Here is a 15,901-nt window from a genome sequence, read left to right on the forward strand (position 1 = left end):
AAACAGTACAGCATTTTGACGCAGAAAAGCCGCGTGATACGCATAAAAATTATACAATTTCCAGTACCAAAGCAAGTCGGTTTGTGCTATACTGAATTTGTATATCTGTTGCAGTATTATGAATGGGAGAAATCCATGAAACTGATCCGTATGCTATCCGTACTGCTGCCTTTGCTGGTGCTCAGCGGCTGTACGTTTCCTTCGGGCGACGACCTTCTGGCCGCGCCCAAGCCGTCTACAAACTATCAGACATTGCAGGCTGAGCTCGAGAAACAGATTGCCTCGGGTATCTCTTACACCGCACCGGTGGAGGGCGAAAATCGCTCGGCTATTCAGCTGATTGATTTGGATAATGACGGTGTCGAGGAGGCCATCTCCTTTTTCCGCGGCTCCTCATCGGTAACCAGCAATGAATTTAAGGTATATGTTTATCGGAAACAGGACGAGCGCTATGTCTGTACCGGCTCGGTTGAAGGCACGGGCACGTCAATCCAGTCGGTGGATTATCCGGTCATCACGCCGGATGGCCGCCGCGGCATGGTCATCACATGGCGACTTTCCGCCGATGGCACCGGCGCGCTGACCATGTGCGACTTTGGCAGCGACTGCACGCCGGGCGTACTGCTGGAAACCGAGTACTCCGCCATGGAGCTGACCGATATGGACGGCGACGGCGCAAAAGACCTGCTGCTTATGACCACCGCGCCCGAGGGTAAGCGCGTGGCGCGGCTGTATCAGTACAGCGACGGCAGCCTGTTCATGGTTGGCGAAGCGTCCACCAGCGCGGAAACGGTTTCGGTGGAGCGTATGGGGACGGGCCATGTGCTGGGCGATTATACGGCGGTGCTTGCCGAGGAGAAGATGGCAAGCGGCGTGGGATTGACAACCGATATCTTTGTGTTTGCCGACCGGACGCTTCTCAATCTGTCGCTGGACGGCGAGGATTCCATCACCCGCAGCACCTATCGACCGGTATCGGTCTATGCTTCCGACATTAATAGCGACGGCGTAACCGAGCTGCCGCGCGCGGTGCTTATGGCGGGCTATACGGATGCAGCGGCATCCGACGCAGTGTTCATGCTTGATTGGTATGCCTACAGCGTGAACGAGTCGCCCGTGCTGGTGATGACGACTTATCAGAATATTTCGGATGCGTGGAGTCTGGTGATAGACCCAGACTGGCATGACCGCATTACAGCAGTCAAAACAACAGACAGCGGTTTGAGCGCTGTAACATTTTCAGAATATGTCGGCAGAGGCGGGCATATTCCGCTCTTTACCATCTATTGCGCAACCGGTTCAAACCGGGATTATTATGCCGGACGCACCGATCTGCTGCAGCTTGGTCAGACGACGCAGGCGGTATATTTCGCGCGTATCGCGGACGAGATTGAACAAAGTTCGCTGGAAATTAACGCAGAGGAGATACAAAATCGTTTCTCCCTCGTCAAACAGGATTGGAATAACTGATGGTTTGTAATAAAAGGAGGACTATCCATGAAGCGTAAGATACTGGTTTTGGAAGATGAGGAGAATATCCGCTCGTTTTTGGTGATAAACCTCAAGCGCAGCGGTTACGAAGTGATAGAAGCGGAAACCGGCGAGCAGGCGCTGGAAAAATACCATGCCAATCAGGATATCGCGGTGGCGGTGCTGGACGTCATGCTGCCCGGTATTGACGGCTATGAGGTCTGCCGCGCGATGCGCGCGGCGGGCTATGCGGCGGGTGTTATCATGCTGACCGCCCGCACACAGGAGGCTGACAAGGTCACCGGCCTGATGAACGGCGCGGACGATTATGTAACCAAGCCTTTCTCGGTGATTGAGCTGGCCGCGCGCGTGGACGCACTGTATCGCCGCGTGTCGGGTTCGCCCTTCTCGGAGGAAGACGTCATCAAGTCCGGCCCGTTCAAGCTCAACCTGCGCGCGCGTGAGGTGCTCAAGAATGGCATCAAGATTGAGCTGACGCAGATTGAATACGGTCTGCTGAAAGCGTTTATGGAGAACATCGGCAAGGCGCTCTCGCGTGACGAGCTGCTCGAGATGGTGTGGGGCCATCACTATGTGGGCGAGTTGAAAATTGTGGATGTGAATATCCGCCGTCTGCGCATTAAAATTGAGGACGATCCGGCCGAACCGACGCATATTGTTACGGTGCGCGGCTACGGTTATATGTGGGAAGGCTGATATGGCCTTCCCGCGGCGTTTTGCCGCCTGAAAACCGGCATTTTGCAGAAAGGCCCCTGTTATGAATTATCACAAACAAAAGAAAAAGCCTGAAGTGCCGCCGCAGCCGGCCGTGCCTAAGGTGCTGCACTCACCGGGCGGTATCAAAGGACGCTGGATGATGAATTCGCTGTCGTTTGTGCTTGTCATCCTTGCGGTCGTGATGATCCTGATATCGGTGGGCATATCGGGCTATTATTATGCGACCGTGCGGGATAATCTGGTGTCCCGTGCCACAACCGCAGCGGATACCTTCCGCAAATATTTCACCGAAACATACGACCAGTTTTATACGCAGGCGGAATCGACCGTGACGACCTTTCAGGAGCAGGATAAGCTGGAGCAGCAGTTTCTGGATTCAACCGGCCGTATTCTGCTTTCCACCTCGGGACTGTCGGGCGGAGGCATGGCCTCGACCGAGGATGCTACGCAGGCCCTTGCCACCCAAAAGGCCGCAGTATACACCGGCCGCGATCCGCTTTCGGGTGAACGGGTGATGAGCGTGACCGCGCCGCTGCTGTCCGCGCGCGGCGACCTGATTGGCGGAGTGCGCTTTATCACCTCTCTGCGCATTGTCGAGCGGCAGATTTGGATAATTATTGGCATTGCGCTGCTGGCCTGCTTTGTGTTTTTGGTGCTGGTGGTTGCGTCCAACAGCTATTTTGTCAAATCAATCGTTGACCCGGTGCTCAAAATCAACACGATTGCCAAGGAAATTGCAGCGGGCCGTTATGGCGTGCGCTTGCAAAAAACCTATGATGACGAAATTGGTGAGCTGTGTGACACCATCAACTATATGTCGGACGAAATCAGCCGTGCTGAGCGCATGAAGAACGATTTTATTTCCTCGGTGTCGCACGAGCTGCGCACACCGCTGACCGCCATCGGCGGCTGGAGCGAAACCCTGCTTGCCGGCGGCGGCGAGGATCCGGAGGAGGTCATGCAAGGTCTGACCATCATCCAGAAGGAGGCGAGCCGCCTGACCCGCATGGTCGAGGAGCTGCTGGACTTTGCGCGCATCGAATCCGGCCGTATGAAGCTCGAAGTTGAGCTGTTTGATTTGTCCATTGAGCTGTACGAAGCGGTTTACATGTATGAAAATCTGCTGCATAAAAGCGGCATCAAGCTCAGCTATGACGAGGATGTGGACGCCAACTATTATATCAACGGCGACCGTCACCGTATGAAGCAGGTGTTCCTTAACATTCTGGATAACGCCGCGAAGTACGGCGGCGACGGCAAGAAAATTGACATCACCCTACAGCGCGACGGTGGCAAGGTAGTGGCAAGTGTGCGGGACTACGGTCAGGGTATTCCGGAAGCCGAACTGCCGTTTGTCAAAGAGAAATTTTATAAAGGCTCATCCAAGCAGCGCGGCAGCGGCATCGGCCTTGCTGTGACCGACGAAATTGTGTCGCTGCACGGCGGTACGCTGGATATCGCGTCCACGCTGGGCGCGGGCACAACGGTGACTGTCACGTTGCCCGCCGCCGAGGCCGAAGAGGCGCTCGGCATCACGGGCGCAATCCCGAAAATTCCGGACAATCCCTATACCCCCGAAGGAGAGAACCCATGACAACGCAAAAGAAAACCACCATCGGCGGTCAGGCCATCATTGAGGGTATCGTGATGAAAGGCCCGAGAAAAACCTGTACGGTTGTGCGCCGTGCCAATGGTGAACTGGTGACAAAAGAAGAGGACGCGCATCAGCCGTCCGCCCTGTGGAAAAAGCCGGTCTTTCGTGGCGCTTACGGCCTGTTCATGGCCATGAAGGACGGAATTCAGGCTATCAACTACTCCGCGTCCTTTTTTGAGGATGAGGAGGCTGATGTACCGCCCTCCAAGTTTGAGCTGTGGGTGGAAAAAAAGTTCGGCTCGGAAGGGCTGGATAAATTCATCCTCGGCATTTCGACCATCATCGGCATTGCACTGCCGGTTGCGCTTTTTCTGCTGCTTCCGAGCTTTCTCGGCGGTTTAGTGCCGGAAAGCTGGGGCGTACTCGCCCGCAATGTGCTGGAAGGCATTGTGCGCGTGATTATCTTTCTGATTTTTATGTGGTCGGTGTCGCACATGAAGGATATCCGCCGCACGTTTGAGTACCACGGCGCGGAGCATAAGACGATTTTCTGCTACGAGGCAGGGGAGGAGCTGACGGTGGAAAACGTGCGCCGCCAGCAAAAGTATCATCCCCGCTGCGGCACCAGTTTTATGTTTGTGCTGATTATCATTGCGACTATTGTTTCATCTATCGTGTTTTCCATTATTGAGGTGACCAATCCGTTTCTGCGTATGCTGGCGCACCTGATTCTTCTGCCGTTGGTGGTTGGCATCAGTTATGAGTTTAACCGTTATGCGGGTCGGTCGGAGAGTCTGGTGTCGCGCGCGCTGCGCTGGCCCGGCCTGATGATCCAGCATTTGACCGTGTTTGAGCCGGACGACTCCATGATTGAGGTTGCCATCACCGGCATGAAGGCGGTTATTCCGGACGACGGGTCGGATAACTGGTGAAAACGCTTTATTCAAACGATAGAAACGATGCGGCTGTGCGCCGCAGGCACACAAGAGGGGAGACACCAAGGGTTTCTCCCCTCTTGCGAATCACCCCTTTTTTCGCAAGGGCGCGCTGCGCGCGCAAAGCAGAGTTTCTGCTTGCGGCTGCCGCCCATTTCGCAGGAACAGAACAACCTGCACGGTTGCCACCCCAGGGGGGAGGGGTACGATTTCATCCTGCGCGTCATTTCACAAAAAGAGGTGAATCTGATTGACCAAAACGATCAATGATGTCTATATGGAGCTGTTTCATCGTCTCAAAGAGGCGGATGACCCACAGCCATCGCTGTCTGCGCGTGAGCTGACCGCTTATGCCTGTAAGGCGGACAAAAATAAAACCGCGGATTGGGGACATGTTTATCTGGACGAGGCGACAGTGGATTATGCACATTTGTTGTGCGATAAGTGTCTGGACGGCGAACCGCTGGCATATATTCTCGGGGAATGGGATTTTTATGGACTGACCTTTCTGGTGGACAAAAATGTCCTTATTCCGCGCGCGGATACCGAACCGCTGTGCGAGATGGTGATTGCGCAGGCGCGAAAAAAAGTTTCGCCTCGGATTCTCGACCTGTGTTGCGGTTCGGGATGTATCGGCATTGCCGCGGCGCATACCGTAGAGGACGCGCGTGTTGCCGCTGTGGATAATTCCGAAGGCGCGCTGCGCATTACGCGGGAAAACGCGCGGCGGCTGGGGGTACAGACCCGATTTATCGCAATCAATGCGGATGTGCGATTCCGCCCGCCGGTCAACATGGGACAATTCGATATTATCGTATCCAATCCGCCCTATGTAACCCGCGCGGAAATGCGCGAGCTGGATAAAAGCGTATATCACTATGAGCCGCACGAAGCACTATACGGCGGTGTGGACGGCTTGGATTTTTATCGGTCGATCTGTTCAAAATGGGGATCACTGCTGGTCACCGGCGGCATCATCCTGTTTGAGTGCGGCTGGCATCAGGCAAATGATGTAGCCGCCATTCTGGAGCAAAACCGCTTCGGCGGCATCGGTATCACCGAAGATTTGGCTGGGGTGCCGCGCATTGTCTACGGTTACAATACGGAAATCAATGATCTGTTGGAATAAACGGATGTTATGCCCATCCTATTGGTGGGCATTTTTGTTGCAAAAATAAAACGAACAAATTTTCGATTTTTCTTGCTTTTGTTTTTTGGCACTGTTATAATAAGAGCAGGAATTTTTGAAACGTGCAGGAGGCTTTTCATGGCTACCAAGAAACAGTTGGAACCGGTCGCGCCTGCGGCCGATAAAAAGAAGGCGCTGGAGGCCGCGCTCGGGCAGATCGAAAAGCAGTTCGGCAAAGGCTCGGTCATGCGTCTGGGCGAAAACGCCGGCATGAGTATAGACCATATCCCGACCGGTTCAATCGGGCTGGATCTCGCGCTGGGTATCGGCGGCCTGCCGCGCGGCCGTATTGTAGAAATTTACGGGCCGGAATCCTCGGGTAAAACCACGGTTGCACTGCACTGCGTGGCCGAGGCACAGAAGATGGGCGGCACCGCCGCGTTTATCGACGCGGAGCATGCGCTCGACCCGGTCTACGCGCAGGCGCTGGGTGTGGACATTGACAGTCTGCTGGTTTCCCAGCCGGACACCGGCGAGCAGGGTCTGGATATCGCGGAGGCGCTTGTGCGCTCGGGCGCGATTGATATTGTGGTCATTGACTCGGTTGCCGCGCTCACCCCGCGCGCCGAGATCGAGGGCGAAATGGGCGACTCGTTTGTCGGCCTGCATGCCCGTATGATGAGTCAGGCGATGCGCAAGCTGGCCGGCTCGATTTCCAAATCCAACTGCGTTGCTATTTTCATCAACCAGCTGCGCGAAAAGGTGGGAGTGATTTACGGCAGCCCGGAAGTGACGACCGGCGGCCGCGCACTCAAGTTCTACGCATCCGTGCGTCTGGATGTGCGCCGTATGGAGCACCTGAAGAACGGCACCGAAATGATCGGCAGCCATACGCGCGTCAAGGTGGTCAAAAACAAGGTTGCGCCTCCGTTCAAGGAGGCAGAGTTTGACATCATGTACGGCGAAGGCATCTCGCGCACCAGCGAGCTGGTCGATTTGGGCGTCAAATACGGCATCGTCAACAAGTCGGGCGCGTGGTTCTCGATGGGTGAAACCCGTCTGGGTCAGGGCCGCGATGCTGCCAAGCAGTATTTTAAGGATCATCCGGACATTGCGGACAATGTGCAGAAGCAGATCATGGAAAAGGTGGAGGAGGAGCACCGCAGTGCGCATCAGACGATGGCAGCCAAGCCGGGAACGCCTGTCGCCGCGCCGGCAGCCAAGCCCGCAGCAGCCAAGACCAGCTCGTCCAAGGCGGTTTCGATTGACGCGGATGATTTTGACGACCTTGATGAAGAATGAGTGAGGATAAGTACCGCGCGGCGCTGGATGCCGCTGCCAAGCAGCTTTCCTACCGTGCGTTGAGCGCCAAGGGATTGCGCGAAAAGCTGCTGGATAAGGGTCATGACGAAGAAGCTGCGGACTACGCTCTTGCGTGGCTGACCGAGCGGCATCTGCTGGACGACACAGCTTACGCGGAGAGCGTTGTGCGCAGCTGTGCCCGCAAGGGGTACGGCGAAATGCGTATCCGGCAGGAACTGACGCGCCGCGGGGTCGACCGTGAAACGGCGGAGAACGCGCTCATGGGCTTTTCGCCTGACCGCGCGCAGTTGTGTGCGCTGCTGGATAAGCGTCTGCGTGGCAATGTGTCCGACCGCAAGGAGATTGATAAAGCGGTTGCTTTTTTGCAGCGGCGCGGCTTTTCGTGGCAGGACATCCGCGATGCCTTCGCGGAATACGGACAGAGCATCCCGGATACGTTTGAATAAAAAGAAGTGTGCTATGCACGCTTCTTTTTATTTGTATTTCGGGAGCAGAGAGACATACAATAGAAAAAGTCTGTGAAACAGCTTTTTCATCAAAAGGCAGGACATGTGCCTGCCTTTTGATACAGGTAAGAGAGAAAATTTCGAATGGCGGAACTTTTTCTCGCTTTGGACGCATCCGCGCTATGCGCGGTGCGTTTTTCTCGATGAAAGCTGTACGCTTTCATCGAAAAACTTGCATGTTTTCACTGGTTGGGGTATCATAATAGAGTATTGAAATTCACACTGGAAAGGAAGTATTTCCATGGAAACCATGCAGATTCCCGCCCGCGCGGACGTTGCCGCGCAGGACAAATGGGCGATTCATGATTTGTTTGCAACGGATGACGATTGGCGCGCGGCGCTTTCTGCGGCCAAAGAGTTTATCCCCCGGGTCAGCGCGTTCTGCGGCCGATTGGGTGAGAGCGCCGAAACACTGCTTGACTACCTGAAGCTGGATGATGAAATCAGCCTTGCGTTTGATGCGCTGGTGCACTATGCACAGCGTAAAAGCGATGAGGATACCCGCGTTGCAGCCTATCAGGAGATGGTCAGTCAGGTAACGCGGCTTGCGGTCGAGTTGCAGTCCGCGGCGGCGTTCCAGACGCCCGAGCTGCTCGCCATCCCGGACGATACGCTCGAGGGCTTCTACCAAACCGCGCCGGAGCTGGAGCTGTACCGCCGGAATATTGACCGCGTGCGCCGCCGCAAGGAGCATGTGCTGTCGGATAAGGAGGAGGCGCTGCTTGCTGCCGCGGGCGAAATGGCCGCCGCACCCGACGACGTGTTCTCCATGCTCAACGACGCCGACCTTAAGTTCCCGGACGCTGTGGATCAGGACGGAAACAAGCATCCTGTCACTCACGGCACGTATATTCCGCTCATGCAGTCCTATGACCGCACGCTGCGCAAGTCCGCGTTTGATTCACTCTACTCGGTCTACGGTCGGTTCCGCAACACGGCGGCCGCCATTCTGTCCGCGCAGATGAAGCAGCTTTTGTTCTTCTCGAACGCCCGCAAATACGCCTCGACGCTCGCCGCCGCGCTCGATGGCACCGAGGTTGACCCCAAAATCTACCATAACCTCATCGACGCAGTGCATCGCTCATTTGCGCCCATGCACCGCTATGTTGCGCTGCGCCGCCGCGCGCTTGGCGTTGACCAGCTGCACATGTACGACCTGTATGTGCCGGTTGTCGAGGGTGTGGAGATGAAGTTCACCTTCGATGAAGCCAAGGAGATTGCCCTGAAGGCGCTTGCGCCGCTCGGCGAGGACTATTTAAACCTGCTGCGCGAAGGTTTCAGTAATGGCTGGATCGACGTATACGAAAATGAGGGCAAGCGTTCGGGCGCGTATTCCGCAGGCGCGCGCGTGCATCCCTTTGTGCTCTTGAACTTCAAGGGTACGCTTGATGATGTGTTCACGCTGGTGCATGAAATGGGTCACGCGATTCACTCCTATTTGTCCAACCAGCACCAGCCGACCGCTTATCAGGATTATGTGATTTTTGTCGCCGAGGTCGCCTCGACCTGCAATGAAGCGCTGCTGATGGAATATCTGCTGTCGGTCACCGAGGATAAAAAGCAGCGCGCTTATCTGATTAACCATTTCCTAGAGCAGTTCCGGGGTACGCTGTACCGCCAGACCATGTTCGCGGAGTTCGAGCTGCGCGTCAACGAAATGACCCAGCGCGGCGAAGGAACGACCGCCGAGGCGCTGTGCGCGCTTTACAAGGATTTGAACGTGCAGTATTTCGGGCCGGATATGGTGGTCGATGATGAGATTGCGCTCGAGTGGGCGCGTATCCCGCATTTCTACTATGATTATTATGTCTACCAGTACGCCACGGGCTATGCCGCGGCGATTGCGTTGTCGCGCCGTATCCTGCGCGAGGGCGAGAGCGCGGTGCGCGACTATCTGGGATTTCTGTCGGGCGGCTGCTCGGCCGACCCGATTACGCTCCTGCGCGGCGCGGGGGTGGATATGGCAAGCCCCGTTCCGGTTGAGGACGCGACCAAACTGTTTGACACGCTCATCGGTGAAATGGAAACGCTTCTCGCGTGACAAACACGCGCAAATCCTGTATAATGTAGGCAGCACCGCACCATTGTATCTGCGGCGCTTTGCGGAAATTTTCCGCCCGGACTTTGTTATGTTTTCTTGCAATACATCCCGTATTGCTGCAAAAATATGCCGCGCCCGAACGTAAAATTTGCACGCAAATCGTTTTTGATAAATGATGCGGCGCTGCCTTGAACTATTAGAGAGGAGAGATTCAATGCCGAAAATCGGATTGGTCTCGCTCGGCTGCGCCAAAAATCTGGTGGACAGCGAGCATATGCTGGCCCTGCTGCGCGCAGCGGGCTGGGAAATTACCGAGGATATGACCGAGGCCGATGTAGGTGTGGTCAACACCTGCGGCTTCATCGAAGCGGCCAAGAGCGAGGCCATCGAGACGATTCTCGAGACCGCGCAGTACAAGCAGACCGGAAATATGAAAGGTTTGGTCGTGACCGGCTGTCTGGTGCAGCGTTACGCGGAGGAAATGCAGAAAGAGCTGCCGGAAATTGACGCCATCTGCGGCACGGGCAGCTATGAAAACATCGTGGACGCGGCAAATGCCGCGCTCGGCGGCGAAAAGGCCGCGTACATGGCGGATATGGCGTCGGCCGCGCTCGAGGGCGACCGCAACCGTCTGACCCCATCCTATACCGCTTATTTTAAGATTGCGGAAGGCTGCTCCAACCGCTGCGGCTATTGCATTATCCCCAAACTGCGCGGGCCGTACCGTTCGCGTGAAATGCAGGCTTTGCTGGAAGAAGCGCGTCAGTTGTCGGATGCCGGGGTGAAGGAACTGATCGTTATTGCCCAGGACATCACCAAGTATGGTATGGACCTGCCTGAGCGCAGGCGCCTGCTGCCCGAGCTGCTGCGGCAGCTGTGCGGGCTGGATTTCACTTGGATACGCCTGCATTATCTGTACCCCGACCAGATTACAGACGAGCTGATTGACGTAATTGCGTCCGAGCCGAAAATCGTCAAGTATCTGGACATCCCGCTGCAGCATGTGTCAAAGCGTATCCTGCGCGCGATGCACCGTCCGGGCGACGGCGAGACGTTCGCTGCGCTTATCGCAAAGCTGCGGCAGCGTATCCCGGGTCTGGTGCTGCGTACCAGCCTGATTGTCGGTCTGCCGGGCGAAACCGAAGAGGAGTTTGCCGAGCTGTGCAGCTTTTTGCAAGAGACGCAAATTGAGCGCGTCGGCGTGTTTGAGTTTTCGCCCGAAGAGGGGACGGAAGCCGCCGAGCTGCCCGACCAGATTGACGCGGAGACTAAGGCAAACCGCCGCCTGATTGTGGAGAAATTGCAGTCGGGTGTGCTGGATGACTACAATACCGCGCGCCACGGCGAAGTGATGGAGGTTTTGTGCGAGGGCTGGGACGACGAGCAGCAGCTCTGGTACGGCCGCACCTATGCCGACTCGGTTGAGGTGGATGGGCATGTGTATTTTGAAAGCGACGATGCACCCGAAGCGGGCATGTTTGTTCCGGTGCGCATCACCGAAAGCCTTGGGGCGGACTTGCTCGGTGTCCGGCAAAAGGGGGAATAAGATATGACAACAGCCAATAAAATTACGCTCACGCGCATCGCGATGATCCCGTTTTTCCTGTATTTTGCCTCGCAGCCGATGTTTATTTATGATGAAACGACCTCTGCGCAGACTTACGTGGCGACCTTTATATTCCCGACGGCGACGGTCGTGGCGCTGGTTCTGTTCTGCGTGGCAAGTTTTACGGATTTTCTCGACGGTTATGTCGCCCGCAAGTACAATCAGGTGACCGACTTTGGTAAGTTTGTCGATCCGCTGGCGGATAAGCTGCTCGTATCCTCGGCGCTCATCCTGTTTGCCGAGCAAGGCGCGATGGCGGGCTGGATGGTGTGTGTCATCCTCGCGCGCGAGCTGATTATCACCTCGCTGCGCGTGGTAGCGGCGAACAAGGGCCGCGTGCTTGCCGCAACGTGGACGGGCAAGGTCAAAACCTGCGTCCAGATCGGCGGTATTATTCTAATCTATCTGTATTACATCGCATTTCCCAGCATTGGTCTTCGTGACCCCATGTGGCTCATGCCGCCGCAGTATGCACAGCAGATACCCGAACCCATGCAGACAATTAGCCTGATTGCCGTAATCGGCTGGGTGATCACGCTGGTGACGGTTTACTCCGGTTGGGACTACCTGCGCAAGAACTGGGATATTATCAAGGAAGGCGCAGTAAAGCAAAAGTAAATATGAAAAATTCTGCGCCCAGCGCAATGATTCAGCTGCTCCTTGAGCGGCATCAAAAAGTCGAGCTTTGCCCGACATTTTGATGCGTCTGATTGGATCGAAAGCGTGGTTTCGATCAACGGTCTGAAAAAGGACAGGCTTCCCTGTCCTTTTTTTATTCCCTTTTGCGCAAACTTCCTGTACAATAGAAACAGTAACCACCGAAAGGGGAAGAGGTATGTCGATTCAGGAAATTTGCCGGGTCGCGGAATGTACGCGTCTGGGCGAAGGTTTATATTCCATTACCATGCACGCGCCCGCCATCTGCGGGCAGACGAAGGTCGGCCAGTTTGTGCATATCGCGTGCGGCGAGGGCAATCTGCTGCGTCGCCCGATTTCGATTTGTGACTGGCAGGACGGCAATTTGCGTATTGTATTTCAGGTCAAAGGCGAGGGCACAAAGTGGCTCGCCGCCCGTAAAACAGGGGACGAGCTGGATGTGCTCGGACCGCTCGGTCACGGGTTTGATACCGCCGCACTCGGCGCAAAGCCGGTCTTTATCGGCGGCGGTATCGGTGTGCCGCCCATGCTCGCGTGTGCCAAAAAAGCGGCGGGCGAAGGCGCGCAGCCGTGCGCGATTCTCGGCTTCCGGAACAAGGACGCGGTCATCCTCGAGGACGATTTTAAGGCGGTCTGCGAAGCGTTTGTCACGACCGACGACGGCTCGTATGCGCGGCACGGCTTTGTCACCGATGTGCTCAAAGAACTCGTCACGGATGCGACCGGCGTGGCCGCCTGCGGCCCTAAGCCGATGCTCAAAGCCATCGCCGCGATTGCGGACGAGGCGGGCCTGCCCTGTCAGGTCTCGATGGAGGAGCGGATGGGCTGCGGTATCGGCGCGTGTCTGGTGTGCGCGTGTGCGCTCAAGAGCAAAAACGGCGAAACCCGATATGGCCATGTCTGCAAGGACGGGCCGGTGTTTGACGCAAAGGAGGTCGAGTGGTAATGGCGGATTTGAGAGTCAATTTCTGCGGCGTGGAGCTGAAAAACCCCATCACAACCGCGTCCGGTACGTTCGGCTTCGGCCATGAGTACGGCGAGTTTTTTGACCTGTCTCTGCTCGGCGGCGTCGGCGTCAAGGGTTTGACCCCGACCGAGCGGCTCGGCAACCCCGCGCCCCGCATCGCGGAAACCCCGGCGGGCATTTTAAACTGCGTGGGCTTGCAAAATCCGGGTATCGACCGCTTCATTGCCGAGCAAATCCCGTTTTTGCGGCAGTATGATACTGCGATTATCGCGAACGTGTCGGGCAACACGGTCGAGGAATACGAGGGTATGGTTGAGAAAATTTCGGACGCGGATGTCGACCTGATCGAAATGAACATCTCCTGCCCGAATGTCAAATGCGGCGGTATGGCGTTCGGCACGCGCCCGGACATGGTTGAAGAAGTCGTGTCGGCGGCAAAAAAGAAAGCGAAAAAGCCGCTGATCGTCAAGCTCAGCCCCAATGTGACCGATATCACTGAAATCGCGCGCGCGGCAGAAGCGGCGGGCGCGGACGCTTTAAGCCTGATCAACACGCTGCTCGGTATGCGCATCAATATTGAAACCCGCAAGCCGATTCTGTCCAACGTCATGGGCGGCCTGTCCGGCCCGGCGGTGTTCCCGGTCGCGGTGCGTATGGTCTATCAGGTGCGGCGGGCGGTCTCCGTACCGATTCTCGGCATGGGCGGCATCCGCACAGGTAAGGATATCGTGGAGATGCTGCTTGCGGGCGCGGACGCTGTGGCGATGGGTACGGTCATGTTTGCCGACCCGACGGCGCCGGTCAAAGCGCTGCGTGAACTGGAAGAATGGATGGATGCGCACGGCGTGAAATCGGTTTCCGAACTGTCCGGCGCGGTGGAGGTCTAAAGCATGACCACGGTTTATCTCATCCGCCACGCCGAGGCCGAGGGCAATGTCTATCGCCGCTGCCAAGGGCAGTACGACAGCCTGCTCACGCCCCGTGGGCATCAGCAGCTGCCGTATCTGGCAAAGCGGTTTGAAGCCGTGCCGCTGGATGCGGTCTATGCGTCCGATTTGTTCCGTGCGCGCACGACAGCGAAAGCCGTTGCCGCGCCGCACGGGCTGAATGTGGAAACCCGTCCGGTGCTGCGCGAAATCGACATGGGCGATTGGGAGGATATCCCGTGGGCCGAGCTGCCGCGCATCTGGCCGAAGGAATATGCGGTCTGGCATGCGCGTCCATGGGAAGCGGTGCCGCCGCACGGTGAAAGCGTCATGCAGGCGGGGCGGCGTATGCTGGATGGTGTGCGGCGTTTGGTCGGGGCGCATGCGGGACAGACCTTTGCGGTTGTGACGCATGGATCGGCCATTCGCGGCGCGTTGACGATTGCGCATGGACTTGCGCCCGAGCAGATGGGAGAAATCGGCTGGGGCGATAACACCTGTGTTGCCAAATTTGTGTTTGACGGTCCGGACAAAATCGACGTGGTGTACGAAAACGATGCCTCGCACTTGCCGCAGGAGCTGTCCACGTTCGCCTCCATCGGCTGGACGGATCACAAGGGCGTGCCGAGCACGCCGCAAATCTGGTTTCGCCGTGCCGACCCGATGGACGAGGAGGACGCGGCAAAAATCGTCGCATTTATGCGCGAGCTGCACCAAAACGCCTACGGCACGGACGCAGGTGTGAATCCCGCGGCTCTGCTTGCGGATGTCGCACGCGCGCAGCGGGTGTCGCCGCGCTCGTGCTGCTTCGGCTGTCTGGAGGATGGCACGCCCGCGTCACTGGTCTATCTGAAAACCTGGTATGATGACGAGCCGGACGTGGGACTGGTCGGCGGCTTCTGCATCGATAAAGCATATCGCGGCCACGGCCTGAGCGGGCAGATTCTCGGACAGGCCATCAGCGTATACCGTGCACTCGGCAAGGATTACTTATGCGCGCATGTCGCGTCAGAGAACGCGCGTGCGCAGGGCTTTTATCACAAATTCGCGTTTGAGCAGCGCGGCGAATATCGGGACGAAAACGGCCTGCATTTTCGTATGTTCAAGCGGATCTGCATCGATTGACGCATTTTGGAAGGGCATTCTACCGCTGGTAGAGCGCCCTTCTTCCGTCTGTCGGTTGCTCTGCGCGGCATATGCTGTTATGCTGGGAGCAGAAAAGGGAGGTGTAGTGTATGGATGCAAGGACTATGGGCGCACTGATTGCCGCGCGGCGGAAGGCGTTGGGACTGACGCAAAAGCAGCTGGCCGAACGACTGCTGGTGTCGGATAAGGCGGTCAGCAAATGGGAGAACGGGGTATCATTTAGATAAAGATACCACACCAATCCCACGCTGGCTTTTGCTCAACCGATACAGCCGGAGGGCTGGACAACAAGAAAAGGCGGTATGCGCCCCGTGGAGGGGTAGCGTACCGCCTTTTCTTGTGGGGGTTTCCAAAGGGGGCAACGCCCCCATTTGGCACACGACTTTGCGAAGCAAAGTGTAGTGTGTTATACGCTCTGTCGGCGTTGCCGTGAAAATGCCGTTGCCGCCGGGGAGGGCAAGGGCATTTGAAGCGGCAGGAAAACAGGGCTATGCTTGCGTGGCGTGGAGCTGTAAGCACAGGTCTGGTTTCAACAGCAGACTGGGCGTATATGAAAGCCCCCGTCCCTCGTCCTACGCTCCAACTTGTGGACAAAGTGTCCCGAAGTTGTGGCCACACTCCCGGAAAAGTAGCAGGACAGCGGGGAGCCGTCAAGGCTGAAATGAACGGGTTTGCACCCGACCTTGACCGTCACCCGCCGTCCCACTGAATGGGTGGACAAGGCGGCCAATCCCTCAAAGTGCTTGTCCGCGCTCTTTCTGATTTTGAGGTATTCAGTTTTTCAAAATTGAATAATCAAAATAAATTTTTTCGATTGAAAAAATTTTATTTGTTATCATCTTCAATGCCATATTTTTTCTTTT

General features: G+C 56.5%; 14 protein-coding genes. All 14 read left to right on the plus strand.

Annotation, left to right across the window (positions count from 1 at the left end):
* Positions 1-135 precede the first annotated feature (135 nt).
* The 14 genes from ACTQ3V_RS00930 (at position 136) to ACTQ3V_RS00995 (ending at position 15,265) form a co-directional block, all read left to right on the plus strand.
* Positions 136-1,470, plus strand: a complete 1,335-nt coding sequence (locus ACTQ3V_RS00930) for a hypothetical protein (protein ID WP_441465847.1) — start codon at positions 136-138, stop codon at positions 1,468-1,470.
* Positions 1,471-1,497: 27 nt separating this feature from the next.
* Positions 1,498-2,187 carry a response regulator transcription factor gene (locus ACTQ3V_RS00935; RefSeq protein ID WP_441465848.1) on the plus strand — a complete coding sequence of 230 codons (690 nt, stop codon included), beginning with the start codon at positions 1,498-1,500 and terminating at the stop codon, positions 2,185-2,187.
* A gap of 61 nt (positions 2,188-2,248) precedes the next feature.
* Positions 2,249-3,802, plus strand: a complete 1,554-nt coding sequence (locus tag ACTQ3V_RS00940) for a sensor histidine kinase (RefSeq protein WP_441465849.1) — start codon at positions 2,249-2,251, stop codon at positions 3,800-3,802.
* Positions 3,799-4,734, plus strand: a complete 936-nt coding sequence (locus ACTQ3V_RS00945; protein ID WP_441465850.1) for a DUF1385 domain-containing protein — start codon at positions 3,799-3,801, stop codon at positions 4,732-4,734. The genes ACTQ3V_RS00940 and ACTQ3V_RS00945 overlap by 4 nt, the downstream gene beginning before the upstream one ends.
* 253 nt (positions 4,735-4,987) lie before the next feature.
* Positions 4,988-5,866, plus strand: coding sequence for a peptide chain release factor N(5)-glutamine methyltransferase (prmC, locus tag ACTQ3V_RS00950; RefSeq protein ID WP_441465851.1), 879 nt, complete (start codon positions 4,988-4,990; stop codon positions 5,864-5,866).
* 138 nt (positions 5,867-6,004) lie between these two features.
* Complete coding sequence (gene recA, locus ACTQ3V_RS00955) at positions 6,005-7,168, plus strand: recombinase RecA (protein ID WP_441465852.1); 1,164 nt, start codon at positions 6,005-6,007, stop codon at positions 7,166-7,168.
* Positions 7,165-7,635: a regulatory protein RecX gene (locus ACTQ3V_RS00960; RefSeq protein WP_441465853.1), complete on the plus strand. Its 471-nt coding sequence runs from the start codon at positions 7,165-7,167 to the stop codon at positions 7,633-7,635. Before recA ends, ACTQ3V_RS00960 begins: the two co-directional genes overlap by 4 nt.
* A gap of 301 nt (positions 7,636-7,936) precedes the next feature.
* Entirely contained in the window at positions 7,937-9,736 is a 1,800-nt protein-coding gene (gene pepF / locus ACTQ3V_RS00965) for an oligoendopeptidase F (RefSeq protein ID WP_441465854.1), read from the plus strand.
* 214 nt (positions 9,737-9,950) lie between these two features.
* Positions 9,951-11,282, plus strand: a complete 1,332-nt coding sequence (gene rimO, locus ACTQ3V_RS00970) for a 30S ribosomal protein S12 methylthiotransferase RimO (RefSeq protein ID WP_441465855.1) — start codon at positions 9,951-9,953, stop codon at positions 11,280-11,282.
* A gap of 3 nt (positions 11,283-11,285) precedes the next feature.
* On the plus strand, positions 11,286-11,960 hold the full coding sequence (gene pgsA, locus ACTQ3V_RS00975; RefSeq protein ID WP_441465856.1) for a CDP-diacylglycerol--glycerol-3-phosphate 3-phosphatidyltransferase: 675 nt from the start codon (positions 11,286-11,288) through the stop codon (positions 11,958-11,960).
* A 217-nt stretch (positions 11,961-12,177) separates the two neighbouring features.
* A complete protein-coding gene (locus ACTQ3V_RS00980) occupies positions 12,178-12,945 on the plus strand; it encodes a dihydroorotate dehydrogenase electron transfer subunit (RefSeq protein ID WP_441465857.1) in 768 nt (255 codons plus the stop codon).
* The gene (locus tag ACTQ3V_RS00985; protein ID WP_441465858.1) at positions 12,945-13,853 is read left to right on the plus strand and encodes a dihydroorotate dehydrogenase; all 909 of its coding nucleotides are present in this window, start codon (positions 12,945-12,947) and stop codon (positions 13,851-13,853) included. The genes ACTQ3V_RS00980 and ACTQ3V_RS00985 overlap by 1 nt, the downstream gene beginning before the upstream one ends.
* 3 nt (positions 13,854-13,856) lie before the next feature.
* Positions 13,857-15,017: a GNAT family N-acetyltransferase gene (locus tag ACTQ3V_RS00990; protein WP_441465859.1), complete on the plus strand. Its 1,161-nt coding sequence runs from the start codon at positions 13,857-13,859 to the stop codon at positions 15,015-15,017.
* Positions 15,018-15,127: 110 nt separating this feature from the next.
* Positions 15,128-15,265: a helix-turn-helix transcriptional regulator gene (locus ACTQ3V_RS00995; RefSeq protein WP_441465860.1), complete on the plus strand. Its 138-nt coding sequence runs from the start codon at positions 15,128-15,130 to the stop codon at positions 15,263-15,265.
* Positions 15,266-15,901 lie beyond the last annotated feature (636 nt).

This window comes from Candidatus Agathobaculum pullicola (genome assembly GCF_052117205.1).
Taxonomy (GTDB): domain Bacteria; phylum Bacillota; class Clostridia; order Oscillospirales; family Butyricicoccaceae; genus Agathobaculum; species Agathobaculum pullicola.

Coding starts and splice junctions, on each gene's coding strand:
- ACTQ3V_RS00930 (WP_441465847.1), top strand. CDS start 136: ATGAAACTGATCCGTATGCTATCCGTACTGCTGCCTTTGCTGGTGCTC.
- ACTQ3V_RS00945 (WP_441465850.1), top strand. CDS start 3,799: ATGACAACGCAAAAGAAAACCACCATCGGCGGTCAGGCCATCATTGAG.
- ACTQ3V_RS00935 (WP_441465848.1), top strand. CDS start 1,498: ATGAAGCGTAAGATACTGGTTTTGGAAGATGAGGAGAATATCCGCTCG.
- ACTQ3V_RS00995 (WP_441465860.1), top strand. CDS start 15,128: ATGGATGCAAGGACTATGGGCGCACTGATTGCCGCGCGGCGGAAGGCG.
- ACTQ3V_RS00990 (WP_441465859.1), top strand. CDS start 13,857: ATGACCACGGTTTATCTCATCCGCCACGCCGAGGCCGAGGGCAATGTC.
- pepF (WP_441465854.1), top strand. CDS start 7,937: ATGGAAACCATGCAGATTCCCGCCCGCGCGGACGTTGCCGCGCAGGAC.
- ACTQ3V_RS00940 (WP_441465849.1), top strand. CDS start 2,249: ATGAATTATCACAAACAAAAGAAAAAGCCTGAAGTGCCGCCGCAGCCG.
- recA (WP_441465852.1), top strand. CDS start 6,005: ATGGCTACCAAGAAACAGTTGGAACCGGTCGCGCCTGCGGCCGATAAA.
- ACTQ3V_RS00980 (WP_441465857.1), top strand. CDS start 12,178: ATGTCGATTCAGGAAATTTGCCGGGTCGCGGAATGTACGCGTCTGGGC.
- ACTQ3V_RS00960 (WP_441465853.1), top strand. CDS start 7,165: ATGAGTGAGGATAAGTACCGCGCGGCGCTGGATGCCGCTGCCAAGCAG.
- pgsA (WP_441465856.1), top strand. CDS start 11,286: ATGACAACAGCCAATAAAATTACGCTCACGCGCATCGCGATGATCCCG.
- ACTQ3V_RS00985 (WP_441465858.1), top strand. CDS start 12,945: ATGGCGGATTTGAGAGTCAATTTCTGCGGCGTGGAGCTGAAAAACCCC.
- rimO (WP_441465855.1), top strand. CDS start 9,951: ATGCCGAAAATCGGATTGGTCTCGCTCGGCTGCGCCAAAAATCTGGTG.